Source organism: Acidimicrobiales bacterium, from assembly GCA_025455885.1.
Lineage (GTDB): Bacteria > Actinomycetota > Acidimicrobiia > Acidimicrobiales > Acidimicrobilacustridaceae > Rhabdothermincola_A.
The window spans coordinates 68297-94758 of the sequence record JALOLR010000006.1 but is presented as its reverse complement, the minus strand read 5'-3'; the positions used below and the strand labels follow the sequence as shown (position 1 = coordinate 94758).

General features: G+C 73.4%; 26 protein-coding genes. 8 read left to right on the top strand and 18 right to left on the bottom strand.

Annotated features, from left to right (window positions below; genetic code table 11):
- Positions 1 to 142 precede the first annotated feature (142 nt).
- Genes gatB through gatC form a run of 3 tightly spaced genes read right to left on the bottom strand, consistent with a single transcriptional unit; the run spans position 143 to position 3389 of the window.
- A complete protein-coding gene (gene gatB, locus MUE36_06650) occupies positions 143 to 1639 on the bottom strand; it encodes an Asp-tRNA(Asn)/Glu-tRNA(Gln) amidotransferase subunit GatB (GenBank protein ID MCU0310604.1) in 1497 nt (498 codons plus the stop codon).
- Positions 1636 to 3090 (bottom strand): Asp-tRNA(Asn)/Glu-tRNA(Gln) amidotransferase subunit GatA, encoded by a 1455-nt coding sequence (gene gatA / locus MUE36_06645; protein MCU0310603.1) that lies wholly within the window; start codon positions 3088 to 3090, stop codon positions 1636 to 1638. Before gatA ends, gatB begins: the two co-directional genes overlap by 4 nt.
- On the bottom strand, positions 3087 to 3389 hold the full coding sequence (gene gatC / locus MUE36_06640) for an Asp-tRNA(Asn)/Glu-tRNA(Gln) amidotransferase subunit GatC (GenBank protein ID MCU0310602.1): 303 nt from the start codon (positions 3387 to 3389) through the stop codon (positions 3087 to 3089). The genes gatA and gatC overlap by 4 nt, the downstream gene beginning before the upstream one ends.
- A 76-nt stretch (positions 3390 to 3465) precedes the next feature.
- Between gatC and MUE36_06635 the strand changes: the two genes are divergently transcribed.
- Positions 3466 to 3885, top strand: coding sequence for an SCP2 sterol-binding domain-containing protein (locus tag MUE36_06635; protein MCU0310601.1), 420 nt, complete (start codon positions 3466 to 3468; stop codon positions 3883 to 3885).
- A 79-nt stretch (positions 3886 to 3964) separates the two neighbouring features.
- Here MUE36_06635 and MUE36_06630 read toward each other — a convergent pair whose 3' ends face one another.
- Positions 3965 to 5479 (bottom strand): DHA2 family efflux MFS transporter permease subunit, encoded by a 1515-nt coding sequence (locus MUE36_06630; GenBank protein MCU0310600.1) that lies wholly within the window; start codon positions 5477 to 5479, stop codon positions 3965 to 3967.
- Between the two features lie 122 nt (positions 5480 to 5601).
- Complete coding sequence (locus MUE36_06625; protein ID MCU0310599.1) at positions 5602 to 7710, bottom strand: PASTA domain-containing protein; 2109 nt, start codon at positions 7708 to 7710, stop codon at positions 5602 to 5604.
- A 103-nt stretch (positions 7711 to 7813) separates the two neighbouring features.
- Between MUE36_06625 and MUE36_06620 the strand changes: the two genes are divergently transcribed.
- The gene (locus MUE36_06620) at positions 7814 to 8269 is read left to right on the top strand and encodes a hypothetical protein (protein MCU0310598.1); all 456 of its coding nucleotides are present in this window, start codon (positions 7814 to 7816) and stop codon (positions 8267 to 8269) included.
- Positions 8270 to 8320: 51 nt separating this feature from the next.
- On the opposite strand, the gene MUE36_06615 is transcribed toward MUE36_06620, so the two are convergent.
- Genes MUE36_06615 through MUE36_06600 form a run of 4 tightly spaced genes read right to left on the bottom strand, consistent with a single transcriptional unit; the run spans position 8321 to position 12378 of the window.
- Positions 8321 to 8485, bottom strand: coding sequence for a hypothetical protein (locus MUE36_06615; protein MCU0310597.1), 165 nt, complete (start codon positions 8483 to 8485; stop codon positions 8321 to 8323).
- 45 nt (positions 8486 to 8530) lie between these two features.
- On the bottom strand, positions 8531 to 9193 hold the full coding sequence (locus MUE36_06610; protein ID MCU0310596.1) for an HAD family phosphatase: 663 nt from the start codon (positions 9191 to 9193) through the stop codon (positions 8531 to 8533).
- Positions 9194 to 9238: 45 nt separating this feature from the next.
- Positions 9239 to 11308 carry an NAD-dependent DNA ligase LigA gene (gene ligA, locus MUE36_06605; protein MCU0310595.1) on the bottom strand — a complete coding sequence of 690 codons (2070 nt, stop codon included), beginning with the start codon at positions 11306 to 11308 and terminating at the stop codon, positions 9239 to 9241.
- Positions 11309 to 11358: 50 nt separating this feature from the next.
- Entirely contained in the window at positions 11359 to 12378 is a 1020-nt protein-coding gene (locus tag MUE36_06600) for a hypothetical protein (GenBank protein ID MCU0310594.1), read from the bottom strand.
- 185 nt (positions 12379 to 12563) lie between these two features.
- Between MUE36_06600 and MUE36_06595 the strand changes: the two genes are divergently transcribed.
- Positions 12564 to 13466 (top strand): hypothetical protein, encoded by a 903-nt coding sequence (locus MUE36_06595; protein MCU0310593.1) that lies wholly within the window; start codon positions 12564 to 12566, stop codon positions 13464 to 13466.
- A gap of 38 nt (positions 13467 to 13504) precedes the next feature.
- Here MUE36_06595 and mnmA read toward each other — a convergent pair whose 3' ends face one another.
- Both mnmA and MUE36_06585 read right to left on the bottom strand, forming a co-directional pair.
- Entirely contained in the window at positions 13505 to 14632 is a 1128-nt protein-coding gene (mnmA, locus tag MUE36_06590; protein ID MCU0310592.1) for a tRNA 2-thiouridine(34) synthase MnmA, read from the bottom strand.
- 17 nt (positions 14633 to 14649) lie between these two features.
- Complete coding sequence (locus MUE36_06585) at positions 14650 to 15885, bottom strand: cysteine desulfurase (protein MCU0310591.1); 1236 nt, start codon at positions 15883 to 15885, stop codon at positions 14650 to 14652.
- An 87-nt stretch (positions 15886 to 15972) separates the two neighbouring features.
- Here MUE36_06585 and MUE36_06580 point away from each other — a divergent pair, with 87 nt between their 5' ends.
- The 3 genes from MUE36_06580 to MUE36_06570 are packed head-to-tail and all read left to right on the top strand — an operon-like array spanning position 15973 to position 18210.
- Complete coding sequence (locus MUE36_06580) at positions 15973 to 16749, top strand: class I SAM-dependent methyltransferase (GenBank protein MCU0310590.1); 777 nt, start codon at positions 15973 to 15975, stop codon at positions 16747 to 16749.
- Entirely contained in the window at positions 16746 to 17765 is a 1020-nt protein-coding gene (gene galT, locus MUE36_06575; protein MCU0310589.1) for a galactose-1-phosphate uridylyltransferase, read from the top strand. The genes MUE36_06580 and galT overlap by 4 nt, the downstream gene beginning before the upstream one ends.
- A 4-nt stretch (positions 17766 to 17769) precedes the next feature.
- Entirely contained in the window at positions 17770 to 18210 is a 441-nt protein-coding gene (locus MUE36_06570; GenBank protein MCU0310588.1) for an SRPBCC family protein, read from the top strand.
- Between the two features lie 26 nt (positions 18211 to 18236).
- Here MUE36_06570 and MUE36_06565 read toward each other — a convergent pair whose 3' ends face one another.
- On the bottom strand, positions 18237 to 19094 hold the full coding sequence (locus MUE36_06565) for a rhomboid family intramembrane serine protease (protein ID MCU0310587.1): 858 nt from the start codon (positions 19092 to 19094) through the stop codon (positions 18237 to 18239).
- Positions 19095 to 19165: 71 nt separating this feature from the next.
- Positions 19166 to 19942, bottom strand: coding sequence for an enoyl-CoA hydratase-related protein (locus MUE36_06560; protein ID MCU0310586.1), 777 nt, complete (start codon positions 19940 to 19942; stop codon positions 19166 to 19168).
- Between the two features lie 117 nt (positions 19943 to 20059).
- On the opposite strand from MUE36_06560, the gene mscL reads away from it, so the two are divergent.
- A complete protein-coding gene (gene mscL, locus MUE36_06555; protein ID MCU0310585.1) occupies positions 20060 to 20446 on the top strand; it encodes a large conductance mechanosensitive channel protein MscL in 387 nt (128 codons plus the stop codon).
- A gap of 6 nt (positions 20447 to 20452) precedes the next feature.
- On the opposite strand, the gene MUE36_06550 is transcribed toward mscL, so the two are convergent.
- The 5 genes from MUE36_06550 to murA form a co-directional block, all read right to left on the bottom strand.
- On the bottom strand, positions 20453 to 21298 hold the full coding sequence (locus tag MUE36_06550) for a hypothetical protein (protein ID MCU0310584.1): 846 nt from the start codon (positions 21296 to 21298) through the stop codon (positions 20453 to 20455).
- The gene (locus MUE36_06545; GenBank protein ID MCU0310583.1) at positions 21295 to 21792 is read right to left on the bottom strand and encodes a nuclear transport factor 2 family protein; all 498 of its coding nucleotides are present in this window, start codon (positions 21790 to 21792) and stop codon (positions 21295 to 21297) included. The genes MUE36_06550 and MUE36_06545 overlap by 4 nt, the downstream gene beginning before the upstream one ends.
- A gap of 346 nt (positions 21793 to 22138) precedes the next feature.
- Positions 22139 to 23110, bottom strand: a complete 972-nt coding sequence (gene meaB / locus MUE36_06540; protein MCU0310582.1) for a methylmalonyl Co-A mutase-associated GTPase MeaB — start codon at positions 23108 to 23110, stop codon at positions 22139 to 22141.
- 48 nt (positions 23111 to 23158) lie between these two features.
- A complete protein-coding gene (locus MUE36_06535; protein MCU0310581.1) occupies positions 23159 to 23425 on the bottom strand; it encodes a NifU family protein in 267 nt (88 codons plus the stop codon).
- Positions 23426 to 23484: 59 nt separating this feature from the next.
- Positions 23485 to 24735 (bottom strand): UDP-N-acetylglucosamine 1-carboxyvinyltransferase, encoded by a 1251-nt coding sequence (murA, locus tag MUE36_06530; protein ID MCU0310580.1) that lies wholly within the window; start codon positions 24733 to 24735, stop codon positions 23485 to 23487.
- Positions 24736 to 24831: 96 nt separating this feature from the next.
- On the opposite strand from murA, the gene MUE36_06525 reads away from it, so the two are divergent.
- On the top strand, positions 24832 to 26409 hold the full coding sequence (locus MUE36_06525; GenBank protein ID MCU0310579.1) for an MFS transporter: 1578 nt from the start codon (positions 24832 to 24834) through the stop codon (positions 26407 to 26409).
- Positions 26410 to 26462 lie beyond the last annotated feature (53 nt).

Here is a 26462-nt window from a genome sequence, read left to right as displayed (position 1 = left end):
CACTGGTCCCATCTCGCTCCCGCCGTCCCTCGTCGTCACCGAGGACCCCGGGGGGTCGAGACCGCCGACGGTAGCGACCACGGCAGGCGTTGTCACCCCCGGCGGGCTCATCCGAGAGTTGTGACCGCCGTTGATGTTCAGGTCAGGAGGTGCCCACCCGGCGCTGCTCGAGCAGTGCAGTGACGATCTTGCCGTCGGCCTGACCCTTCGTCGCCTTCATCACTTTGCCGACGAAGAAACCCTGGAGCTTCCCCCTGCGCTTGTCGTCGCCCTCGCAGTAGCCCACCCACTCCTCGGGGCTCGCCGTCACGATCTCGTCGAGGACGGCCTCGAGGTCGGCGGTGTCCATCGCCTCGAAGCCCCTCGCCTTGGCGATCGCCTCGGGGTGCTCACCGGTGGTGACCATCTCGGCGAGCACGGCCTTGGCCTGCGTGGCGGTGAGCTTGCCGTCGATCTCCAGACCGACCAGCGCGGCGAGGTGAGCCCCGTCGAGGCCCTCGGCCCCCTCGACGGCCAGGTTGTGCTCGACGTGGGTCAGCACTCGCCCGGGATCGCCACCGGCGTCGATGGCCGTCGCGGCCAGCGCGTCGAGGTCCCTGCTGACGGCGATCGCCGCGGCCGTCGGGCTCACGCCTGCCACCTCGGCGAGGCGGGCCCGGCGCTGCGCCGGCAGCACGGGCAGGGCGGCGTCCACCGCCGCCACCCAGGCGGCCCCCGGATCGAGAGGCACCAGATCGGGCTCCTGGAAGTAGCGGTAGTCCTCGGCCTCCTCCTTGGACCGGCCCGGCCGGGTGCGTCCGGCCCCCTCGTCCCAGTGACGGGTCTCCTGGTGCACCCGGTCGCCCGCCTCCAACAGATCGACCTGGCGGCGAGCCTCGTACTCGATCGCCCGACCGAGGGAGCGCAGGGAGTTCAGGTTCTTGATCTCGCAACGCGTGCCGAGCGCCGAGTCGCCGACCGTGCGAACCGACACGTTGGCGTCGACGCGCAGCGAACCCTCCTCCATCTTGGCGTCCGAGGCGCCGGTGGCCAGCAGGATCGCCCTGAGCTCGTCGATGTAGGCCTTGGCCTGCTCGGGGTGGCGGATGTGGGGCCGGCCCACGATCTCGACGAGGGGCACGCCGGCCCGGTTGTAGTCGACGAGGGAGTAGTCGGCGCCGTGGATCCGTCCGCTGCCCCCGGCGTGGGTGTTCTTGCCGGTGTCCTCCTCGATGTGGGCGCGCTCGATGCCCACCCGCGTGCCGTCGGGGAGGTCGAGCCAGCCGTCGACGTTGATGGGCCGGTCGTACTGGCTGACCTGGTAGTCCTTCGGCATGTCCGGGTAGAAGTAGTTCTTCCGGGCGAACACCGACGGTTCGACCGTGCAGTGCAGGGCGCGACCGAGGCGCATGGCCAGCTCGACGACCTGACGGTTGAGCACCGGCAGCGAACCGGGCAGGCCGAGGCACACCGGGCAGACGTTGGTGTTGGGCTCGGACCCGAAGTGGTTGGGGCAGCTGCAGAAGAGCTTCGTCCGGGTGGCGAGCTCGCAGTGCACCTCGAGGCCCACGACGATCTCCCACTCGGCGCCGGTGGCCGAACTGGTGATACGGAAGTGCTCGCCCTCCACCGGCGTGCGACTGAGGTCCTCGGTGCTCATCGGGTCGCCTCCGTCAGCGCAGGAGCGGCCGCCTCGACGACCGCCGCGGCCCGGAACATGGTCGCCTCGCCGAGCGCCGGTGCGAGGAGCTGGACACCGACGGGCAGTCCGTCGTCGCCGGTGCCGAACGGCACGCTGATCGCCGGGTGCCCGGCCAGGTTGCTCGAGATCGTGCACACGTCGTTCAGGTACATCGAGAGGGGGTCGTCGGTCTTGTCGCCGAAGCGGAAGGCCGTCGTGGGGGACGTGGGCGCGAGGAGCAGGTCGAAGCGCTCGTAGGCGGCTGCGAAGTCGCGGAGGATGAGGGTGCGCACCTTGAGGGCCTTGCCGTAGTAGGCGTCGTAGTAGCCCGCCGACAGGGCGTAGGTGCCGAGCATGATGCGGCGCTTCACCTCGTCGCCGAACCCGGCGGTGCGGGTGGCCTCGTTCATCTCGGCGGTGGTCGGGGCGTCGACGCGCAGGCCGAAGCGCACCCCGTCGTAGCGGGCCAGGTTGCTCGAGGCCTCCGCCGGGGCGATGAGGTAGTACGCCGACAGCCCGTAGCCGGCGGCGGGCACGGCGACCTCGCCGATCTCGGCGCCGGCGTCACGCAGCGCGTCGGCGGCCTCGTGGACCCGCCGCAGGACGTCGGGGGCGATGCCGTCGCCGGTCAGCTCGGCGACGAGGCCGATCCGCAGACCGGCGACCCCCCCCTCGAGCCCCTCGCCGAGGCCGACGATCGGGCGGTCGATGGAGGTCGAGTCGCGGGGGTCGTGCCCGCCGACCACCTCGAGCACGAGCGCCGAGTCGGCCACCGTCGTGGAGAACGGGCCGATCTGGTCGAGCGACGAGGCGAAGGCCATCAGCCCGTAGCGGCTGACCAGGCCGTAGGTGGGCTTCACCCCCACCACCCCGCAGAGGGCGGCGGGCTGGCGGATCGACCCGCCGGTGTCCGAACCGATCGAGACGGGGGCGAAGCCGGCCGCCACGGCGGCTGCCGATCCCCCCGAGGATCCCCCCGGGACCCGGCTGGGGTCGCGGGGGTTGCGGGTGGGCCCGAAGGCGGAGTTCTCGGTCGACGAACCCATGGCGAACTCGTCGAGGTTGGTCTTGCCGACCGCGACCGCACCGGCTGCGGCCAGTCTGGTGACCACGGTGGCGTCGTATGGAGGGCACCACCCGTCGAGGATCCGGCTCGAGCAGGTGGTGGGGATGCCCCGGGTGCAGAGGTTGTCCTTCAGGGCCACCGGCACCCCGGCGAGGGGGCCGGGGTCCTCCCCGGCGACCACCCGCGCGTCGACGGCCGCGGCCGCAGCTCGTGCCTCGTCGACCGTCACGAGGTTGAAGGCGTGGATCTCGCCCTCGCGGGCGTCGATCGACGCCAGGTGGGCGTCGAGGACCTCCCGCGCCGACAGCTCACCGGTTCGGACGGCGGAGGCGATGGCGACCGCGGTGGTGGGGACGCCGGTCACGGCTCCTCGCCCAGGATGGCCGGCACCCGGAAGCGCCCGTCCTCCACGGCGGGGGCCTGGGCGAGCACCTCGTCACGGTCGAGGCACGGCCCCACCTCGTCGGGGCGCAACACGTTCACGAGCTCGATCGGATGGGCGGTCGGCTCCACGTCGTCGAGGTCGAGAGCCGCCACGTCCTCGGCATGGTCGAGCACGGCCCCGAGCTGCTCGGTGTAGAGGTCGAGCTCGGTCTCGCCGAGGGTGAGGCGGGCGAGGCGGGCCACGTGGGCCACGTCCTCGCGTGTGAGGCGGTTCGACATAGACCGCCATGCTAGGTGGGGCGTCGGGCCGCCCCGATAGGGTCGGCGTCGTTCGTCGTGGTTCGAGGAGGGTCCGGTGTCCGAGCAGTACGAGTTCCTCAGCCCGGAGTGGCTCGAGGCGGTGCGTCGCATCCGTGACGAGATGCCCCAACCGGCCGGTGAGCCGCCGCTCACGATGAAGATGAACGTGGTGGTGATCGAGACGCCCTTCGACGGCGGGGACATGAAGGGCCACGTCGACACCTCCAACGGCGAGCTGCTCGTGGAGGAGGGCCACCTCGAGGGCCCGGACCTCACCGTGACCGTCGAGTACGCCACCGCGAAGTCGATCTTCGTCGACCAGGACCTGAACGTCGCCATGCAGGCGTTCATGGCCGGGCGCATCAAGGTGCAGGGGGACATCACGAAGTTGATGGCGCTGCAGGCCCAGTCGATCACCCCCGACCCCGACGCCATCGCCATCGCCCAGGCGGTGAAGGACCTCACCGCCTCCTGAGGGACTCCTCCGGGGCACCTCGCCGGTTGGCCGAGCAGCGGCGGCGGCCCGCCGACCCCCACGTTCGGCCCGGCGCGCCTCAGGCCGTCGCGACCGCCGTCGGTGCCCGGGACGAGCGGCGGGAGCTGCGCACCATCGCCGCAGCCGCCGCCGCGGCCAGCGCCGCCGCCGTGCCCACGTGGTACGCGATGCCGTACGAGGCGTCCCCGCGGGAGGCCACGAACGCCACCTGCACGGTGAGCAGGATCTGCATGCCGGCCACGACGCCGATCTGGCTCATCGTCTGCGCCGCCGCGCTGGCCACCCCGAGATCCCTCTGGTCGACCGCGTTGGCGATGCTGGCGATCATCGAGGGGGCCGCAGCACCCATGCCGACCCCGGACAGGATCAACGACAGCTCGATCCAGAGCAGGCTGCTGTCGGCGGTGATCGCCGCGAGCCCCATGGTGGAGGCGGCGAGGCACAGGGAGCCCGCCACACCGATGGTCCGCTCACCCAGCTTCACGGCCAGATAGCCGGCCACCGGACCGGCGATGGAGAACGCCAGCGGGCGGGCGATCGACACCAGACCGGTCTTGGTGGTGCTGTAGCCCAACACCTCGGTGAGCAGCAACGGCGTGAGGATGAAGCCGCCCATGTAGGCGAAGTTGGCGAAGAACTGGTTGACCATCGGGAACGTGAAGTTGCGCTGGCGGAACCACCGCATCGGCAGCAGCGGATGGGCCGTGCGGTTCTCGACGCGTACGAACCAGGCCAGCAGCAGCGGACCCACCAGGAAGCCCCCGACGACCAGCGGGCTCGACCATCCCATCTCGGGCCCGCGGTTGAGGGCCACGAGGAGAGACCCCACACCGGTGGCGAGCAGCGCCGAGCCGGCCACGTCGAACGGCACTCGGGGCCCACGCGGCGCGAAGGGGAGCACCAGGAACCCGACCACCAGCGCCGCGAGGGCGATCGGGGTCTGGATCACGAAGATCCACCGCCAGCCGTAGGCGTCGACCAACGGCCCTCCGATCACCACACCCAGCACCGGCGCTCCCGCCCCGACGAGCGACCAGTACCCCAGGGCCTGCGCCCGGCGCTCGGGCGGGAAGCTCCGGTTGATCATCGACAACGCCGAGGGGCCGGCGGCGGCACCGAACACCGCGCCGAGGAACCGGAACCCGATGAGCGAGGCCGCGTCCCACGCCACCACCGCCGCCGCCGAGAAGACGGTGACGCCGACCAGGCTCCAGAGGTAGACGCGTCGCGCCCCGAGGCGGTCCGACAGCTTCCCCGCGATCGGGCCGAGGACCGCCATGGCCAGACTGGGGGCGACGATGGCCCAGGTCAGCACGCTCGTGGAGCTGCCGAGATCGCGGGCGATGTCCGCGAGGGAGACGGCGAGCACGGTGATCGTGAAGCTGGCCGTGAAGACGCCGAGCAGGGCGGCGGCGAGGACGATCCACGGACCGCGCGGGCTGGCCGAGAGCCGTCCCTCCACCCGTCGGCGCAGGAGGAGGCTCCACGGCACCACCACGACCTCGTCGACACCGGGAGGCTCGATGCCGACCTCGAGCTCGTCGGCATCGCGGTACTCGCCCACCGCGGTCACCGGATCCCCTGCTCCTCCGCCGTCCGAGCCCGCCGGCGGGCGCGGCGGTCGGGGATCGGTCGGGGCCACGGCGCTCAGGGTACCGGCACGGCCCGCACGCTCCGGAGGGGCCCGGCGGGCGCTCAGCCGGTGATGAGGGTGACCGCCGTGCCCTTGCGGACCGACTGGCCGGTGGCGGGATTCGTCGCGGTGACGGTGTTCAGCGGTGACCCCTGGATGCCGCTGACCGACAGACCCAGGTCCTGCAGCGTCGTGGTGGCCTCGGTCACCGACCGTCCGATGATCGAGGCCGGGATGGCGACGGTCTCGGGCCCGATGGAGACGACCAGCGTGACGGTGCTGTCGCGGGGCACCGTGGCGCCCTCACCGGGGTTGGTGTCCATCACGGTGCCGACGGGCACCGTGTCGGAGAAGGCGTCCTGCCGCTCGGCCCGGAGACCGACGGCCCGCAGCGCGGTGGTGGCCGCCTCGAGGTCCGATCCGATGAGGCCCGCGGGGATCTGGCGGGGCGTGGGTCCGTCGCTCACGACGAGGCCGACCGGCGAGCCCTTGGGCAACTCAACAGGCGTACCCGGGGCCAGGCTGAGCACCGCGTCCTTCGGCCAGTTCTCGTCGTAGACGGCCTTCACCTCGCCGACGGCGAGTCCGACGGCGGCGAGCTCGTCGGTGACCTGGTCGAGCGGCTTGCCCCCGAGATCGGTGGGAACGGTGACCGGCGGCGGGCCGAGCGACACGGTCAGGCGGACGATGGAGCCTTCGTCGAGGGTGACGCCGGCGCCCGGGTCCTGGGCGAGCACGATGCCCGCCTCGACCGTCTCGTCGAACACGTCCGTGCGCTCGACGACCATCTCGTCGGCGGCCAGCTCGGCCTCGGCGGCGGCGACCGGCCCGCCCACGAAGTCGGCCACGACGTGGGTGGGTGTTCGCGTGAGGTACCAGACGCCGGCACCGGCGCCGGCGACCAGCACCACCGCCAGGAGCACCCACAGCGCGACCCGTCCACGGCGCCGGCCCTTCGACGGCGGCTCGCCCCCGTCGAGGACCTCGGCGGGGATCGGGTCGGCGCCGAGCGCCTCGGCGGACGCCCCGACCGCCAACAGCCGGGCGTTCTGCTTCTCCTCCCTGCGGCGGCGTCGGCGCTCGGTCCGGGTGAGCGGTTCGGGGTCGTCGCCGAGGGAGGCCCGGTCGATCCGGACGGTCTCGGGCTGGATCGCCTCGTCGACGGCGGCGGCACCGCCGACGATGGTGAGGCCGTTCGTGGTGGTGCCGGGGGGCGCCCCCATGATCTCCGGCTCGAGCTCGGCGCGGAGGCGACGCTCGGCCACGTAGAGCGTCGTCGGTTCCCGGGGCTCGAACTGGTCCGGGTCGATCATCGCCGTGCCGGCGAGCGGCAGGGCGGCCACCGGGCCGAGGTCGCCGGCGGCCATCAGGAGGGTGGCGAACGTGGCGGCGTCGGGGCGGTCGGCGGGATCGGGGCGGCCGGCGGCCTCGAGGGCGGGGGCCAACGGCCCGACCGCTTCGGGGACCGGGAGGGGGCGGTCGACCCGGGCCATGAGCGTGCCCAACGTGGTGTCGGCGGTGAAGGGCACCTCGCCGGTGATCGCCTCGACCAGGACGAGCGCCAGCGAGTACACGTCGCTGCGGCCGTCGAGCGGGCGCCCCTGGGCCTGCTCGGGTGACGCGTAGCGGGCCGTGCCGAGGATGGCGCCCATGGGCTCGGTCCAGGCCGCCTCGGCGAGCGCCCGGGCCAACCCGAAATCGGCGATGCGGAGCCGGCCGTCCTCGTCGAAGAGCAGGTTGGCGGGCTTGATGTCGCGGTGGACGAAGCCGCGCCGGTGGGCGTAATCGAGGCCCCGCGCCGCCTCGAGCCCGACGAGGTGGGCCTGCCCGGTGTCGAGCCGAGCGCCACCGTCGAGCAGGGCGCGCAACGAACCTCCGCCGAGGAGCTCGGTCACCAGGTAGGGCACGTCGCCCTGTCCCCAGTCGTGCACGGCCATGACGTGGGGATGGTTGAGGGCGGCGGCGGCCTGGGCCTCGGCCTGGAAGCGCTTGAGGAAGGCGGCGTCGTCGGCGAGCGCCGCGTGGAGGACCTTCACCGCCACGCGGCGCCGAAGCACCACGTCGTCGGCCATGTAGACGGTGGCCGAGGCACCGGTGCCGATGGGGCCGAGCAGCCGGTAGCGGCCACCGAGCACCTGACCGACTCGGTCGCTCACCCGGGAGATTGCCACGCGTGGAGGATAGTGGTTACACGCGTGTGATTCGGCGACCCCTCGCGCCTCCCGGATCCGCCCGAGTGGGCGGTCACGCGCCGGGGCCGGGCACACTGATCCGATGACCGACGCCGCCCCCCCGGCCCCCGAGGCCTCGCCCGACCGCCCGACCCGACGCCTCCAGCCTCGCCACGCCGGCTACGCAGTGCTCGTGGCCATCGTGGTCGTCGCCGTCTACCTGCTGGTGCAGCTGGCCGGCGATCCGTCGACGAACCTCGCCGGCGGCTCCATCGAACGGCTGATCCCGGCCCCGGACTCGAAGATCCTCCAACAGGACCAGATCGGGATCGACCTCGCTCCGGGCTACGAGGCCGAGCTCGCCGTCAACGGCACGCCGCTCCCCCTCGACGAGGTGCTGGCCGTCCCCCAGCTGAGCCAGGTGTTCTTCCAGCCCGGACCGGGCAAGGCCATCGAGTTCTGGCCGGCGGGGCGGAACTGCATCGTGGCCACCTTCTGGCGCACCGAGACCGGTCCTGCGCAGTCGTCGAACACCTCGTGGTGCTTCTCCGTGGTCTGAGATCGGTCGCCTGCGCCCCGCCGACCAGCGCCACGTTTCGGGACGCGGCGTTCAGGACGCCGCGACGAGCTCCACGCGCTCGATCCGGCGCACGACCATCCACCCGGTGCTGTTGCACGCGGGACAGCGGATCTCGGCCTCGGTGTCGCACACCGGACAGGGCTCGACGACGGTGTGGTCGAAGGTGGGAAGAGCGGGGGCGGACGGCATGGTCACCTCGAGGTCGGTGGCTGCGACCGGGCCATCATACGGAAATAGATATCAGGAAGTCAAGTTCTTGTTTTGGAGCCCTTCGTCGTCGAGGAGTCGGCGCAGCGCCGCGAACGCCGGGCCGTGGTCGTCCTCGACGAGGATCGCCCGCATGCCGAGCGCCTCGGCCGCCCTGACGTTGCCCGGCGCGTCGTCGAGGAACACCGCTTCGTGCGGCGCCAGCCCGAGCTGGTCGAGGGTCGCACGAAAGATGGCCGGATCGGGCTTGCGCATCCCGACCGCGGAGGAGTCGACCACGACCTCGAAGAGGTCCTCGACGGGGATCATCGCGCGCCAGCCGTCGGCGAACTCGGCCACGTTGTTGGTGATCAGCGCCGTGCGATACCCCTCGGCGCGCAGCGCGAGGGTCAGGTCCACGACGTCGCTGCGGGCCCCTCCTTCGCCCCCCATCGCCGAGAAGAGCTCGAACAGGTCGAGCTCGAGGCCCTCCTCGGCGGCGATCGCCTTGATCTGCTCGGCGGCCGCAGCGATGGCCAGCTCGCCCCGTTCGACCCGGTGCCACGGATGGTCGGTGTCCTGGTCGTACGGGCCGAACACGATGCGCAGCCCCACCGCGGCATCGAGGCCCCGCTCCTCGTGCCAGCTCCGCAGACCGGTGAAGGGCGACGCGGTGTACACGCCCCCGAAGTCGAGGACCACGGCCTTGATCGTCACCTTCGCACTCCCTCGCCGGCGACCCTCGTCGCCACGCCCGACGTTCTAGTCGGTCGCCGCGTCCGGCTCGCCACCGGTGGGTGACGGGACGGCGCCCGTGGCCAGCAGCCGTACGAAGCCGTCCTCGTCGAGGACCGGGATCCCGAGCTCCTCGGCCTTGGCCAGCTTTGAGGCGCCGGGGTCGTCGCCCACCACCACTGCGGTCGTCCGCTTCGACACCGAGCCGGGCGACTTCCCACCTCGGGCCTTGACGGCCGCTTCGGCCTCGTCGCGGGTGAAGCCCGAGAGGGTGCCGGTCACGACCACCGACGACCCGACGAGGGTCTGCTCGACCTCCGCGGGGGCCGGACCCTCGAGGTTGACGCCCGCGGCACGCAGCTTCTCGACGACGCCCCGGTTGGGCTCGTCGTCGAACCACTCGCGGACCGCCTCCGCGATGACCGGACCGACCCCTTCGACGGCGGCCAGCTCCTCGGTCGACGCCGCGCCGATCCGATCGAGGTGGCCGAAGTGGACGGCCAGGGCCTGGGCGCCGGCCGGGCCGAGGTGGCGGATGTTCAGCCCGACGAGGAGGTTCGCCAGCGGGCGCTGCGTGGATGTCCGGACGGCCCCGAGGAGGTTGTCGATCGACTGGTCGCCGAAGCCCTCGATCCCCGAGAGCCGATCGGCGTCGAGGGTGTAGAGATCGGCGACGTCGGCGACCAGCCCGAGCTGGAGGAAGAGCCGCACCCGCTGCTCGCCCAGCCCCTCGATGTCCATCGCCCCCCGGGACGCGAAGTGCTCGATGGTGCCGGCGACGCGGGCCGGGCACGAGATGTTGACGCACCGGGTGTCGGCCTCGTCGTCGGGCCGCACCAGGGGCTGGCCGCACACCGGGCACTCGGTGGGGAAGACCCACGGCTCGAGGCCTTCCGGTCGCTCGGCCAGCACCGGACCGACGACCTCGGGGATGACATCCCCCGCCTTGCGCACGATCACGGTGTCGCCGGGGCGCACGTCCTTGGCCGCCACCTGGTCCTGGTTGTGGAGTGTCGCCATGCCCACCGTCGACCCGCCCACCACCACCGGCTCGAGCTCGGCGAACGGCGTGGCCCGTCCCGTGCGCCCGATCGACACCATGATGCGGCGCAGCTTCGTGGTGCGCTCCTCGGGCGGGTACTTGAAGGCGATCGCCCAGCGCGGCGCCCTCGACGTGGAGCCGAGCTCGCGCTGGAGGGCGAGCTCGTCGACCTTCACCACCAACCCGTCGATCTCGTAGTCGAGGTCGTGGCGGTGCTCCTGCCAGTGCCGGGCTTGGGCGTACACCTCGTCGAGGGTGGCGAGCACGCGGACCTCGGGGTTGACCGGGAAGCCGAGAGCACGGAGCCAGTCGAGCGACTCGTGGTGGCTCGCGAGCTCGGGACCGCCCACGACCTCGCCGAGCTGGTAGCTCCAGAACGCCAGGGACCGGGAGGCGGTGACGGTGGGGTCCTTCTGGCGGAGCGACCCCGCGGCGGTGTTGCGGGGGTTGGCGTAGGTGCGCTCGCCGGCGGCGAGCTGTGCGGCGTTCAGCGCCTCGAACACCGAGACCGGCATGTAGATCTCGCCGCGCACCTCGAGCACCTCCGGCCCGCCGTCGGGCAGGACCGGAGGGATGACGGCGATGGTGCGGACGTTGGCGGTGACGTCCTCGCCGGTGCGGCCGTCGCCCCGGGTGGCGGCCTGGACGAAGCGGCCCTGCTCGTAGCGCAACGAGATGGCCAGGCCGTCGATCTTCAGCTCGGTGACCAGCCCCGCGGCCCGGGTGGTCTCGCCGAGGTCGGCCAACCGCCGCTCCAGCCGTCCGCCCCAGGACCGGAGCTCCTCGGCCGAGAAGGCGTTGTCGAGGCTCATCATCGGTGCCCGGTGCTCGACGGCCGCGAAGGTGGCGCTCGGGGCTGCGCCGACGGTACGGGTCGGGGAGTCGGGCGTGACGAGGTCGGGGAAGCGCTCCTCGAGGCCGGCCAGCTCGCGAACCAGCGCGTCGTAGTCGGCGTCGGGGATCTCGGGCGCGTCGTGGACGTGGTAGCGCTCGTCGTGGTGCCGTATCGCGGCGCGGAGCTCCTCGACCCGGCCGGCGGGATCGGCCTCGTTCACGCCGCGCAGACTACCGACGGGGGGCGACGGTCGATCCGGACCCGCCCGCGTCAGGAGCCGACCGACGCCGTGCTCCCCCCGACCTGGGCCGCCAGGCGGCGGGCGACCCCTGTCGTGAGCGTCATCACGTTCTCGGCCTGCGTGATCCCGTGGTGGGGCAGGCCGCACACCGGCGTCACCATCGCATTCGTGCGCAGGAGGGCGGGGTCGCAGCCCGCATCGGCGAGGGCCCCGAGCTCCTCGGTGAGGCGCCGCCACAGGCGGTCGACGGTCGGCCCGACCGGGCCGTCGACCGGCACGGCCCCCCAAGCCAGCCAGCCGCCCGTGTCGAGGAAGTCCCCGACCAGCCCGGCGTGGCGCTCGACCCCGGCACCGACCGGCAGCGAGAGGATGCGCGGCCCCGAGGCCAGCGCCAGTCGCCAGTCGGCCGGGGCGCAGCAGTGCAGGCCGGTGATGGCCATCGGTTCGAGGGCGGCGAGCGCACCCGAGACCAGGTCGACGCCGTCGTTGGGACCCACCGGGAACCCGGGCTCCGTCAGTCCGGCCAGCGCCGGCTCGTCGACGAACGCGACGAGCTGGGCCTGCGGCACGCGCCGCAGCACGAGATCCACCAGGGCCCGTGCCCGGGCCCGGACCGCCCGGCCCGCGATCCGGAAGGCCAGCTCGTCGTCGATCCCGGCGGCGTGGAGGGCGACCCCCAGCGTCACCGGCCCGGTCAGCGAGACCTTGATCGGCCCGGTGCGGTCGGCGATGGCGGTGAGGAAGGCGCGCTGACCGAGGTAGGCGTCGGTGTCGAAGGACGGGTCGAGCGGTGCGTCGGGATCCAGGCGGGCATGGTCGAGGTGGAGGCTGCCGTCGGCGGCCACCGTGATCCCGGCGATGCCGGTCGCCGCCCGGGCCACCATCCCCTCGCGGGGCGACCGGCCCGGGAGCGCGGGCGCCGACGGCAGCGCCGGCGAGTGGCGCAGCACGAACTCGACCGCCTCGCCGGGATCGTGGTGGGGAAGACAGCCGATCCCGGTGGCCAGCCCGGTGGGCAGCCGCACGGTGGGGTCGGGCGCGACGCTCACGGCCGGCGCCGCCCGGTCGGGGACGCCCGCCGGGCGCGCCCCACGACGGGACGCACCGTCGGGTCGTGCTCGGCCATCGACCATCCCTCCTCGGCGGCCCCCCGGCACGCCGCTGGCCGCGGGCGAACCCGCGACATCGACATGGAATAGCCACCGGGCACCCGCATCGGCAAATCTCGACGCCGATGAGCCGCTTCGCCTCTCTCTCCCGCCGTTGGGGGTTCGCGCTCGTGTGGGTGACGCTCCCCTTCGCCGCCGGGCCCTCCTTCGCCGAGGCGCTCGACCCGCGGAGCCGCCCCGTGCAGCTCGTGGCCAGCATCGGCCTCTGGGCGCTGTGGGCCCTCACCCTCGCCGCCGGGCTGGTGCCCCGGCCCGTGTCGTTGACCACCATCCGGATCGTCGCCCCGGCCGCCGTCCTCGGCGCCATGTGGGCGGCCGTCGCCGGCCCCGACGGCGTGGCGCTGACGGCGTCGCTCGCCCTGGCGGTGACCAGCCTCGCTGCGGTCGTGTCGATGTTCGCCCCTGTCGGCGACGAGTTCGTGAACGGCTCGTCCTACGGCGACGAGCGGCGAATGCTCCTGCGACCCCCCGGGGTCGTGATCCTCGGTCCCATGGAGTCGGTGTGGTTGCTCGTCGTGACGGGGGCCGTCGCGGGGCCGCTGCTGTTGGCGGCCGAGCAGTGGATCGCCGGGGGGATCGTCCTCGTCGTCGGCTGGGCCGTGGCCGCCGTCGGGGCCCGGAACCTCCACCAGCTGGTCCTGCGCTGGATCGTCTTCGTCCCCGCCGGCTTCGTGCTCGTCGACCGCACCGTCCTGCACGACGCCTTCCTGGTGCAGCGCTCGCACCTGCGCTCGCTCGCCCCGGCACCCGCCGACACCGCGTCGAGGGACCTCACCGCCGGCGCGCTCGGTCTCGCCCTCGAAGCGGTCTTCGTCGAGTCCGAGACCATCGTCCCGGCCGGCACCCGACGCCTGCGCGGCGAACCCGACCCGATCACGGTCGAGGGCGTCGCCGGTGTCCTGTTCACCCCGAGTCGTCCGGGCGCCGTCCTGGCCGAGGCCGCCCGGCGACGGCTCCCGGGCACCTGAACTGTTGAGTGTTCAGCTCGCCGCGGCGAGCTGAACACTCAACAGTTCGAGGAAGACGCGCTGTCGGCGGCGATACCGCCGCCGACAGCGATGCCGCCGCCGAGGACGACGTCGCCGTCGTAGAGCACGACGCTCTGACCCGGCGCCACCCGGGGGACCGGATCGACCCACGACACCTGCACGCCACCCACGCCCGCGTCGGATCCGAGCGGTTCCACCGAGGCCACGGGCGCCGGGTGGCCGTGGGCGCTGAGCTGTGCAGTCAGCCGCAGGAGCCTCCCGTGGACGACGTCGCGTCGAGCCGCCTCGTCGACCCAGGACATCGCCGCGACCGTGACCCCCGGCGAGAGCAGGTCCGCGGCCGTGCCCACGACGACGGTGCGCGCCGACACGTCGACAGCCAGGGCGTAGCGCGGGGAACCGTCGCCCGCCGGTCCGAGACCCCGACGCTGGCCCACCGTCACGAGCTCGACGGCGTCGACGTGCCCCACGTCCGCTCCGTCCGCGTCGACCAGTCGCCCCGGACCGACGTCGATCCGCGAGCCCAGGAACGTGCGGCGTCCGCCGCCGGCGCGCGTGATGAAGCAGACGTCCTGGCTCTCGCGCTTGTGCGCGGTGCGCAGGCCGAGGGCCTCAGCCCGGTCGCGGACCTCCGCCTTCGTCATCGCGCCGATCGGGAGCACCAGGCGCTCGAGCTGCTCGGCCCGCAGCATGTGCAGCACGTAGCTCTGGTCCTTGGCCCCGTCGACCGCCCGGGCCAGGCGGGGGCGACCACCGGGGCCGGTCGCGGCCACCCGGGCGTGGTGGCCGGTGGCGAGGGCGTCGAAGCCCAGCGCGCCGGCTCGGTGCAGGAGCCGGTCGAACTTCAGGTGGCGGTTGCACTCGATGCACGGGTTCGGGGTGACCCCCGAGGCGTGGTCGCGGACGTACGGGTCGACGACGAGACGGTCGAAGTCGTCGGCGAAGTTGAACACCAGGTGCTCGACCCCCAACTGGTCGGCCACCCGGCGGGCGTCGTCCACGTCGCTGACCGAGCAGCACCCCGAGTCGCTCTCGCCGCCCCACAGCTTGAGCGTGACCCCGACGACCTCGTGGCCCTCGTCGCGCAGGATCGCCGCGGCCAGCGACGAATCGACCCCACCGGACATCGCGACCAGGACCTGCACGACCTCGACCCCCGTCCCTAGAGCGCGAAGCGGCGGAGCTGCTCCACCGCGGCGGGGACGGCGGCGAGGGCGTGGTCGACGTCGGCCTCGGTGCTCGACCACCCGAGCGACAGGCGGAGCGCGCCGCCGGCCGCCCGCGGCTCGACACCCATGGCGGCGAGGACGTGGGACGGCTGGGCCGCGCCACTCGAGCACGACGACGCCGCCGACGCGAACACGCCGGCCCGCTCGAGGAGGAAGATCAGCGACTCGCTCTCCACACCGCCGATGCACACGTGGGCGATGCCGGGCGCGCGCCCGGAGCGATCGGGCGCGCCGTCCGACGTGGGCACACCGGTCTCCACCACGTCCGGGACGCTCGCCAGCAGGCCCTCGACCAGGCGATCGCGGAGCTCGGCGAGCCGGTCGACCTCGGCGGTGCGGTCGGCGACGGTGGCACGGGCGGCCACGCCGGCCGCCACGATCCCCGCGACGTCGGGGGTACCCGGCCGGTGGCCACGTTCCTGGCCGCCACCCACCTGCCGGGCGGTGAGCTCGACCCCGGGGCGCACGACCAGCACGCCGATGCCCTTCGGCCCACCGAACTTGTGGGCGGACACGGTGACGAGGTCGGCCACCGACGCCACCGCGGCCACGTCGAGGGCGCAGAAGCCCTGGACGGCGTCGGTGTGCAGGAGCGCGTCGGGGGCGTGGCGCCGGACGACCTCGGCCACCTCGGGGAGGGGCTGGACGGTGCCGACCTCGTTGTTGACCGCCATCACCGACACGAGGCGAACCGCCGGCCCGGTGCCGGCCCGGTGGCGGGCGGCGGCTGCGTCGAGCTCCTCGGCGAGGGCGGCCAGGTCGACGGTCCCGGTCCGGTCGACGTCCACCGTGCGCCCCCCCAGGGCGGCGACGGCGTCGAGCACGGCGTGGTGCTCGATCGCCGAGCACACGGCCAGCCCGTCGGGCCCCACCTCCCCGCTGCGGCGGCGGGCGCCGAACACGGCGAGGTTGTCGGACTCGGTGCCACCGCTGGTGAAGACCACCTCGCCGGGCGTGCAGCCGAGCGCGGCGGCGAACTGGTCACGGGCGTCGTCGAGGGCGCGATTGGCGTCGCGGGCCATGCGGTGCGCGCCGGAGGGGTTGGCGTAGCGCTCCGTGAGGAACGGCAGCATCGCCTCGACCGCCTCGGGTCGCATCGGCGTGGTCGCCGCATGGTCGAGGTACGTCACGGGCGGGTCGGCGGAGGAGCGCGAGGCGTCGGCGGACATGGCCCTTCCAGGCTAGGGGGGAGCCGAGCGCGGACGGCCACGACGGAGATCCCCGGCCGGGTCGGCAGGGCGGTCAGACTGTCCGCCGTGCACGACCCCGCTCGCTACGGCGACGCCTTCGCCGACGTCTACGACGAGTGGTACGGCGCGCTGTTCGACACCGATGCCGCGGTCGAGGCGCTCGCCGCGCTCGCCGGCGCCGGCCCCGTGGTGGAGCTCGGCGTGGGAACGGGTCGCCTCGCCGTCCCCCTGGCCGCCCGGGGCCTCACGGTCATCGGCGTCGACGCCTCGGCGGCCATGCTCGAGCGCCTCGCCGCGAAGCCCGGCGGCGGGCGGGTCCACCCACTGCTGGCGGACATGTCCGACCTCTTCGGCGAGACCGCACCGGCGGCACGCGACGCCCGTCTCGGCCCCGACGCCGTCGGCGCCTTCCGCCTCGTGTTCGCCGCCTACAACACGTTCTTCAACCTCGACAGCGAGGAGGCCCAGCGGCGCTGCCTCGACCAGTGCGCCCGGCTCCTCGCACCCGGGGGCGGCCTGGCCATCGAGGCCTTCGTCCCCGCCGACGGCGACGTGCCCCGCACCTCCCTCGACGTGCGATCGGTCACCGCGGACGGCGTGGTCCTGACGGCCACCGAGCACACCGCCGACACGCAGACCATCACCGGCCAGCACGTCGAGATCACCGCCGCCGGTGTCCGGCTGCGCCCGTGGAGCGTCCGCTACCTCACGCCCGCCCAGCTCGACGCGTTGGCCGGCGAGGCCGGGCTCGCCCGGGCCGAACGGTGGGGTGGCTGGGACGGACGGCCCTTCGACGAGGACAGCGACACCCACGTCACCGTGTACCGACCGGCGGCGACGTGAGCCAACTGCGGCTCAACCCTCTCACCGACCGGTGGGTGGCGATCGCCGTCGAACGCGCCGCTCGTCCGGGCGACTTCGCGCCCCGGTCACAGCCCTTCGGGGCCGAGACCCGCCCGTGCCCGTTCTGCCCCGGCCACGAGGAGGAGACCCCGCCGGCGCTGGAGACCTACGCCCGCGACGGCCGCTGGTTGGTGCGGGTGGTCCCCAACCTGTACCCGGCGTTCGAGGGCCGTGAGCCCTTCACGGTCACCGACCTCGGGCCGCTCTTCGCCCAGGCCCCGGCCACGGGGATCCACGAGGTGCTGGTGTTCTCGCCGGACCACGACGCCAGCTGGGCCGATCTCGACGACAGGCAGGTCGGCCTCACCATGGCCGCGGTGCGTGACCGGATGGAGGAGCACGCCCACCAGGCCGGGGTCCGCTACACCCAGGTCATCGTCAACCACGGCCGGGAGGCGGGCGCCTCGCTGGAGCACCCCCACGGGCAGCTGCTCGGCATCCCCTTCGTCCCTGAGGAGCTGGCCGCCGAGAGTCGCGGGTTCGCTTCTCACGACCACCGCCACGGGGCGTGCGTGCTGTGCGCAACCGTGACCGCCGAGCTCGACGCCGGGGTACGGGTGGTGGGCTTCGACGACCGGGTCGTCGTCCTGTGCCCGTACTGGAGCGCCACGCCCTACGAGCTGCTGGTGATCCCCCGCACCCACGAGACCCACCTCGCGGAGGCTGCACCGGGCGACCTCGTCGCCGTCGGCCGTGCCCTCCGCGACGCGCTCGCGACGCTCACCGCGCTGGTCGGCGACGTCGCGTACAACCTCGTCGCCCACTCGGCCCCCCATCACGCCGACGGGCCCTTCCACTGGCACGTGCACGCCCTTCCCCGCCTCACCAGCGTCGCCGGCTTCGAGGCGGGGACCGGTGTGCTGATCAACATCGTCGCCCCCGAGCAGGCCGCCACCCAGCTCCGCGGAGCCGCAGCCTCCCGACCGCCGGAGGACGCACCCGACTCCGTACGCTGAACCCATGTCGGGCATCCGTGTGAGCACCGTGATCGACGCCGCTCCGAGCGACGTGTGGGCGGTCGTGAAGGACGTCGGCCACCACGTCGAGTGGATGGAGGACGCGGTCGCCATCCGCTTCACGTCGGCGAGCACATCGGGAGTGGGCACGACGTTCGACTGCGACACGAAGGTGGGCCCGTTCCGGCTCACCGACCGCATGGAGATCACCCGGTGGGAACCCCGCCGGGCCATGGGGGTGCGCCACGTCGGCATGGTGACCGGGACCGGGGTCTTCACCCTCAAGCGGGCCCGGGGCGGGCGCACCCGCTTCACCTGGACCGAGAGGTTGACCTTCCCCTGGTGGATGGGGGGGCCGTTCGGCGCCGCGGTCGGCGGCGAGGTGCTGCGGCTCATCTGGAAGAAGAACCTGCGCAACCTGAAGCGGATCGTCGAAGGGGCCTGACCCCGATCGGCCGGCCCGCCGGGCGCTCAGAGGTCGAGCAACGGGCTGGCCCACTGTCCGGCGGCCCACAGGCACCCGGCGTAGAGGACCACCGTGATGGCCACCGTGACCGCGGCACCCACCCACGGCGCGGCGGTCGCCCGGTCGAGAGCGAAGACGACGGCGCCGATCACCACACCACCGACGAGCCCGCCGACGTGGCCGCCGACGCTGATGCCCGGCACGAGGAACGTGAGCATCAGGTTGACCACGACCAGGCCCCCGATGCCGTTGCGCCACACGTTGATCCCCTCGCGCCGCTGCGCGACCACGGCCGCCCCCATCAGGCCGAACACCGCGCCCGAGGCACCGATGGTCGGGGAGTTCGGCGAGACCAGCAGCACCCCGAAGCTTCCGGCGACGAGGCAGGCCATGTACAGCGTGGCGAAGCGCAGTCGCCCGAGCATCGGCTCGAGCATCTGACCGAGGAGCCACAGCAGCAGCATGTTCATGCCGAGGTGGAAGAGCCCGGCGTGCAGGAACCCGCCGGTGACGACCCGGTACCAGTCGCCCTGGTCGACGAGGGGCCCGAAGAGCGCGCCGTCGGTGTAGACCCGACCGCCGGCCGACATGAACGAGCGCCCGACGACGGACATGGCCACGAAGGCGGCGACGTTGATGCCGATGAGCACCATGGTGACGACCGGTCGGCTGGGCCCGAGGTCGCGCATGCGGATCGATCGCGACCGCTTGGCCCCCTCGTGGGTGCACTCCGGGCAGTGGAACCCCACCGACGCCTGGTTCATGCAGCTCGGGCAGATCGGACGCCCACAGCGCTGGCACGAGACCCCGGCCCGACGGTCGTCGTGGCGGTAGCAGGTCGTGATCGGGGTCGGGGCGGTCACGGCCCGACGCTACCGAGACGGCGCCGGATCGCGACCGCGCGACCCCGAGGGGGACCGGGCCGGCGACCTGCTCAGCGACCGGTGAAAGCCGCCTGTCCCGGGCCGTGCTCGAGGAACGACGCCACACCGACGGCCGCGTCCTCGGTGCCGAACGCCTCGACGAACGCGGCCTGCTCGAGACGTAGGCCCTCGGCCAACGACGTGTCGAGTCCCGCGTCGATCACCCGCTTGGCGATGGCCTGCACGGCGAGCGGACCTCGGGCGTAGGTGGCGGCGAGGTCGAGCGCCCGTCCGAGGACGTCCTCGGACGCCACCACCTCGTCGACGAGGCCGATGGCGAGCGCCTCGTCGGCACGGACCTGACGTCCGGACAGGACCAGGTCCTTGGCGCGGGCCGACCCGAGCAGGCGGGCCAGGCGCTGGGTGCCGCCCCCACCGGGGATGATGCCGAGGAGGATCTCGGGCTGGCCGAGCTTGGCCCGCTCGGACGCGATCCGGAAGTCGCAGGCCAGCGCCAGCTCGCACCCGCCGCCGAGGGCCGGACCGGCGATGGCGGCGATGGTCACCCGCGGGATGGCGGCGATCGCCTCCAGGGTCTCGAGCCAACGGGCGCCGATCCGGCGGGCCTCGTCGGGTCCGCCGAACTCGGCGATGTCGGCCCCGGCGGCGAAGATCCGATCGCTCCCGGTGAGGACGATCGCACCAGGCGGGTCCACCGTCATGTCCCCGGCCACCTCGAGGAGGCGCCCGAGCACGGCGGTCGAGATCGAGTTGACCTTGCCGTTGCGGAGCTGCACCAGCGCGACCCCGTCGTCGCGTCGCTCGACGGACACCAGTTCCTCGGACATGGCGTGCGACAGTACCCGGCGGTGACCGGTCGCCGAGCGGGCGCCGGGACCCGTAGCAGACTCCTTGATGAGCCCCGGGCACCCGGCTCGGGGTCGGACGTTCGCCGGGAGGCCACCATGTTGAAGGAGTTCAAGGAGTTCATCCTGAGGGGCAACGTCATGGACCTCGCCGTCGCCGTGATCATCGGCGCCGCGTTCGGGGCCGTGGTGAGCGCCTTCGCCAACGGCATCCTCATGAACCTCGTCGCTGCGCTGTTCGGCCAGCCGAACTTCGACAGCCTGACGTTCTCGCTCGGCAAGGGCCAGATCCAGTACGGCCTCTTCCTCACCGCCCTGGTCAACTTCCTGATCATCGCCGCGGCGATGTTCCTGGTGATCAAGGCGGCCAACGCGGCGATGGCCTACCGGAAGGGCCGCGAGGCCGAGGCTGAGGAGGCCGAGGCCACCGAGCTCGAGTTGTTGACCCAGATCCGCGACGCGCTGGTGGCCCGCAACGGCGACTGAGCCGGCTCAGCGGATGACGGCCTGGGCCTGCTGGACGACGACGGGGAGGGCCAGCTCGGTGGTGAGCGTGCCGAGCGGCCCGCCCGCGCCGGTGCTGGCCGCCCACTCGACGGCGTGGGTGACCGTCACGCGGACGGTGTAGACGCCGCCGGGAGCGCCCCGGCTGGCGCGGATGAAGAGGTGGGTGCAGTCGCTCGACTGCACCCCCAGGTCCAGCGCGGGGTCGAAGGGGACCCCGGGGCCGCACTCGACGACGGTGCCGTCGCCCATGTCCCACGTGGCCCGCACGGGCCGGGCGGTGACCGTGGAGGCGACCGCCCCGATCGCGGCCGTGGCCGACGCCGGGGCCCAGGGGCCCTCGAGCCAGAGCCAGGTCGGCAGGCCGACCAGCTGGGGGCCGGGCGGGTTCAGGGCCGGGCGGGGCGCGGGCAGCACCAACCGACGCCGGGCCTCCTCGCGGGCCCGCTCGGCGGCCGCCACCCCGGCGAGGGGATCACCCGGGTCGAACACCACAAGCCGCGCGTCGACGACCTCACCACCGGCGTCGGTGCAGGTGAAGAGGTAGAGCCGCCCGCCGCGGGGGTCGGCGGGCGCGTCCCCGACGACCGGGATCGGGGCACCGTCGAGCCACTCGTGGTACCGGCACGTCCAGATCCGCCCGCCCGTCGACGTGCCCCACGACGCCACGACCCCCGAGCCGCCGACCACCACCACCGCCTCGGGACTCCCCCCGACGATCCCCGCCCCAGGGCCCAGCGACCCCCCTTGCAGCGCGGTGAGCGGCCCCGGATGGAGGTTCGCCCCGACGACGCCCAGGCAGACTGCGAGCGAGGCGAGCGATCGACGGATCATGGGGCGCACCCTCCCGTTCCGAACTCCTGGACGGGCTGGGTGCTGCGCTCGATCCTCCAACCGTCCTCCGTTCGACGGGCAACGGCCTCCACGGGGCCCGAGGCCACCTGATCGTTCAGGGTGCGGCCGTTGACCCGATCGAAGACGATCGCGTCGTCGACGACGCACGCGTCGATGGTGGCGACGTCACCCGAGACGGTGACGACGAGGTCGAAGACCCCCGAGACGGAGGGTTGGGGTAGGCGGAGCGAACGTCCGGTCTCCGCGAAGTTCTGGAGTCCGGCCCGGAACCCGTCGAGCGCCGCGCCGGTGGCGATCGCCGGGATCACGGGCGAGGACGGGTCCGCCGGGTTCCCTGCATCGATCGCGACCATCCAGAACCGGCGGTAGAGCTCGGCGACCTGGTCCTCGTCGGACAGGGGCGGCGGGCTCGTCGTGGTCGTGGCCGGCGCGCTCGTCGGGGGCGCAGCGGTCGAGACGGCCTCGTCGGCCATCGGCGGCAGGGGGGCCGTCGACCCTGTGCCACAGGCGGCCGCCACGAGGCCGGCCGCGACGATCACGACGCCGACCGAGACCGGCCCACCTCCCCGCCGTCGCGACCGCCCCGACCGCCACCGACCGGACGTCTCGGTCGCGCCCCCTCGACGGGCGCGTCGACGCGCGTGATCACCCATTGTTCTCCTCGCCTTCCCGCTCGTGGATCAGGAGCCGCCGCGCCCGAACCGCCGGGGCCGACCGTAGACAACGACCGACCCTCCGACAAGGGCACCGCAGCCGCGACCCACGAATCGGTCCGTTCGGCCCAGCCCCGCACCACGGCGCGCGGTCGGCGCGGCCGGATCAGAGGTCGTCGAGCAGCCGATCGGCCGCCGACCACGGGTCGAGGCGGTGGGCGATCACGTCGTCGAGCAGCTCCACGAACGACGCGCCGGACCCGAGCTCGGTGGCCCGGGCCATGAGCCGGGCGGCGAGGATGCGGTGCAGCTCCGCGGTGAGGCGTTGCCCCCGACGCGCCTGGCGCGCCCCCGACGCGGCGGCCCACTCCTGGTGGCGGCGGACCGTCGCCCAGAGCTCCGCCGCTCCTTGGCCGACCGTCGCCACCGTCTCCACGATCGGAGGCCGCCACCCCGGCGCCGCGCCGGCCCGCCCACCGTCGGTCAACGAGAGCATCGACTCGAGATCGCGGCGGGTGTCGGCGGCACCGGGACGGTCGGCCTTGTTGATCACGAAGACGTCGGCGATCTCCAGGAGGCCGGCCTTGTTGGCCTGCACGGCGTCACCCCACCCCGGGTTCACCACGACGACGGTCGTGTCGGCCTCGCCGGCCACCTCGACCTCCACCTGGCCGACCCCGACGGTCTCGAGCACGATCCACGGCCAACCGGCGGCGTCGAGCACCCGGATCGCCTCGGGCGCGGCCAGCGACAGCCCACCCAGGTGCCCACGGGTCGCCATCGACCGGATGTACACGCCCGGATCGAGGGCGTGGGCGTCCATCCGCACCCGGTCACCGAGGATCGCCCCACCGGTGAACGGCGATGACGGATCGACGGCCAGGACCGCCACCCGCTCCCCCGCGGCCCGTGCCTCGGCCAGCAGCGCGGCGGTCAGCGTCGACTTCCCGGCACCCGGGGAACCGGTGAGCCCGATGGTGGTCGCCGCACCGCCCTCGGCGTGCACGACCCGGCCGACGGCGTGGGCGGACTCACCACCTTGTTCGACCATGGAGAGCAGCCGGGCCAACGATCCCCGGTTCCCCGACCGGGCGCTGGCCAGCAGCACGGCGGGCTCGTCGGTCCGGGAGGTGGTCACGGCCGGAGCCTAGGAGTGGGCGGCCGAGGCCCGGTGCACCCGGTCGACCTACAGCGTGACGGCGGTCTCGCCGATCTCGTGGGCCGTCTCGCCGGAGTTCACCACCTCGGTCACCCCGGGCACCCGGTCCTTGAGGATCCGCTCGAGCCCCGCCTTCAGGGTCACGGTGGAGGCGGGGCAGGTGACGCAGGCGCCGATCAGCTCGACGGTCACGACACCGGTGGCCTCGTCGACCTCGTGGAGGATGACGTCGCCGTTGTCGGCCTGGATGGCCGGACGGATGACCGTGATGACCTTCTCGACCTGCTCGCGCACGAGCGCAGTCTAGGGACGCCCGCCGACCGAGCCACCCCGCCGGCCACCCGGGTCGGCCGTCAGCCCCGTTCCACCTCGGCACCGATGCCGCGCAACTTGGCGACGAAGTGCTCGTAGCCGCGATCGATGTGGTCGGCACCGGCCACGATCGTCTCCCCCTCGGCGCGCAGGCCCGCGACGACGAGCGCCGCCCCGGCGCGGATGTCGGGCGCCCGGACCGGGGCGCCCGACAGCTCGGGCACCCCCCGGACGACGGCGTGGTGGCCCTCCGTCCGGATGTCGGCACCCATCCGCACCAGCTCGTCGACGTAGCGGAAGCGCCCCGCGAAGAGGTTCTCGGTGACGATCCCGACCCCGTCGGAGGTGGCGAGCACGGCCACGAGGAGCGGCTTGTAGTCGGTGGCCACCCCCGGGTAGGGCAGCGTGGCGACGTCGACGGCCCGGAGCCGGTCGGGGGCCGACGCGCTCAGACCGCCGTCCGTCGGCTCGATCCGCATCCCCATCTCGGCGAGCTTGGCGATCAGCATGTCCATGTGATCGGCCCGGGCACCGGCGAGCGTGATCTCGCCACCGGCGACCCCGACGGCGGCGAGGAACGTGGCGGCCTCGATCCGGTCCGGGACCACGGTGTGGTCGGCGGCGTGCAGCGCGTCGACGCCGTCGATCCGGATCGTCGAGGTCCCGGCACCCTCGATCCGGGCTCCCATGGCCACGAGGAACGTCGCGAGGTCGGCGATCTCGGGCTCGCGCGCCGCGTTGTCGATGACGGTGGTCCCTTCGGCGAGGACCGCGGCCATGAGCGCGTTCTCGGTGGCCCCCACGCTCGGGAACTCGAGGAGCAGACGGGTGCCGACCAGGCACTCGGCCCGGGCCTCGATGTAGCCGTGCGCCGACTCGAAGGTGGCCCCGAGCTGCTCCAGGGCCCGGACGTGCATGTCGATCGGACGGGGGCCGAAGTCGTCCCCGCCCGGCATCGCCACCCGGGCCCGCCCGAAGCGCGCCACCAGCGGCCCCATGACCACGATCGAGGCCCGCATCGCCTCGACCAGCTCGTAGGGGGCCTCGGGAACCAGCCCGGGCCGGTGCTCGATGACCAGCTCGTCGGCGCCCGAACGCCCTGCGTCCATCCCCATCGAGCGCAGCAGGTCGACCATGCAGTCGACGTCGCTGATGGCCGGCACGTTGCGCAGCACGTAGCGGCCCTCGGCCAGCGTCGTGGCCGCCATGAGCTTCAGCACGGAGTTCTTGGCGCCCCCGATGGGCACGGTCCCCGACAGCGGTCCGCTGCGATGCACGATGATGCGGTCCACGACGGCCCAGTATGGCCGTCTCCCGTCCCCGCCTCGCTGCCGGCCCCGCCGGCGCCGCGGTCGGGAGCCACCGAGCCAGAGTGGAGAGCGAAGCCCGTGACCGTCGTGGTGAACCGCTTCCCGGTCGACCCCGACGGCGTGGCGGACTGGCAACAGCCCCGCGGCGACGTGGTGGACGAGGTGCTCGACCACGTCGACGAGGACGGGACCCGGCACTTCACGCTCGGCACCGGGCCGTTCCACGAGTGGGAGCGCTCGGTGGCCGTGGAGGCCGACAGCGACCGCGTCGGCCGCGGGCCGACGGTCGTGGAGACCGTGCGCTACCGCCTCGCCGTCCCCGTCTGGGGGGCGGCGTTCTCCTGGGCGCTGCGGGGACGCCTCCGGCGAGGGGCGACGCCCCCGGGTTCGCCGCCCTGGTGGGCGCCCCCCGAGGTGCTCGATGCCCGGGCCTCGACGGTGCTGGCCATCCTCGGTGTGCTCGCCCTGGTGGCGGGCTACCTCGGCACCGTGATCACCCAGACCATCACCTACGCCGCTGCGCAGTTCGACGCCACGACGGTCCAGCAGGGCACGCTCCTCGCCGGGGTCCGCATCGGCGTGCTGCTCTCCCTCGTCATCGTGTCGATCGCCGACCGTCGCGGTCGCCGCGTGGTGCTCCTCGCCGCCGTCATCGGCGGGTGCGTGGTCACCGCCACCGGTGCCGTCGCCCCCGGGATGGTGTGGCTCGGGACGACCCAGACCGTCGCCCGGGCCCTCTCGACGGTGGCCGCGATCCTCATCGCCGTGATCGCCGTCGAGGAGATGCCCTCGGGAGCGAGGGCCTTCGCCGTCTCGGTGCTGGCGATGGCCGCGGCGCTCGGCGCGGGGATCTGCGTGGGGAACCTCGTGTACGTCGACGTCAGCCCGGGGGCCTGGCGAGGCATCTACCTGGTGCCGCTGCTCGCCCTGGTTCCCGTCGTGCGGGTGGGACGACTGCTGCCCGAGACCCGGCGGTTCGAGCTCCACCACATCGGACCCCGCCCGGCCGCGCCGGGCGACGCCTCCGCCGTCACCCATCCTCCGGTGCCGGCGACGCCGGGCTTCGACTGGTCGCGCTTCGCGCTCCTCGCCGTCGCCGGGTTCTGCTGGAGCCTCTTCATCGCCCCCGCCTCGCAGTTCCTGAACGAGTACCTGCGCACCGAGCGCGACTTCTCCGGGATCCAGATCACGTTGTTCGTGCTGCTCACCAACACCCCCGGCGGCATCGGCGTCGTCGCCGGCGGCCGGGTCGCCGAACGCCGCGGTCGACGGCTCATCGGGATCATCGGCGTCACCGGGGGTGTGGCGTTCACCGTCCTCACCTACCTGGTCTGGGGGTGGCCCCTGTGGGCGGCGTCGGTGCTCGGCTCGGTGGTGGGGGCGATGGCCATCCCCGCGCTGGGCGTCTACGGCCCGGAGCTCTTCCCGACCTCCCAACGCGGGCGGGCCAACGGTGGCCTCCAGGTCGTCGCCGTCGCCGGGAGCAGCGTCGGCCTGCTCGCCGCCGGGTGGCTGGCCGACGCCATGGGATCCCTCGGTCCGGCCATCGCCCTGCTCGCCCTCGGGCCGCTGGTCCTCGTCGTCCTCGTCGCGACGCTCTACCCGGAGACGGCCCATCGCGAGCTCGAGGACATCAATCCGGGCGATCGTCTCTGACGTCGTGGCCCGGCCCGCACCGGCCCCGCGCGCGCCCCGGAGCGTCCGTTCCG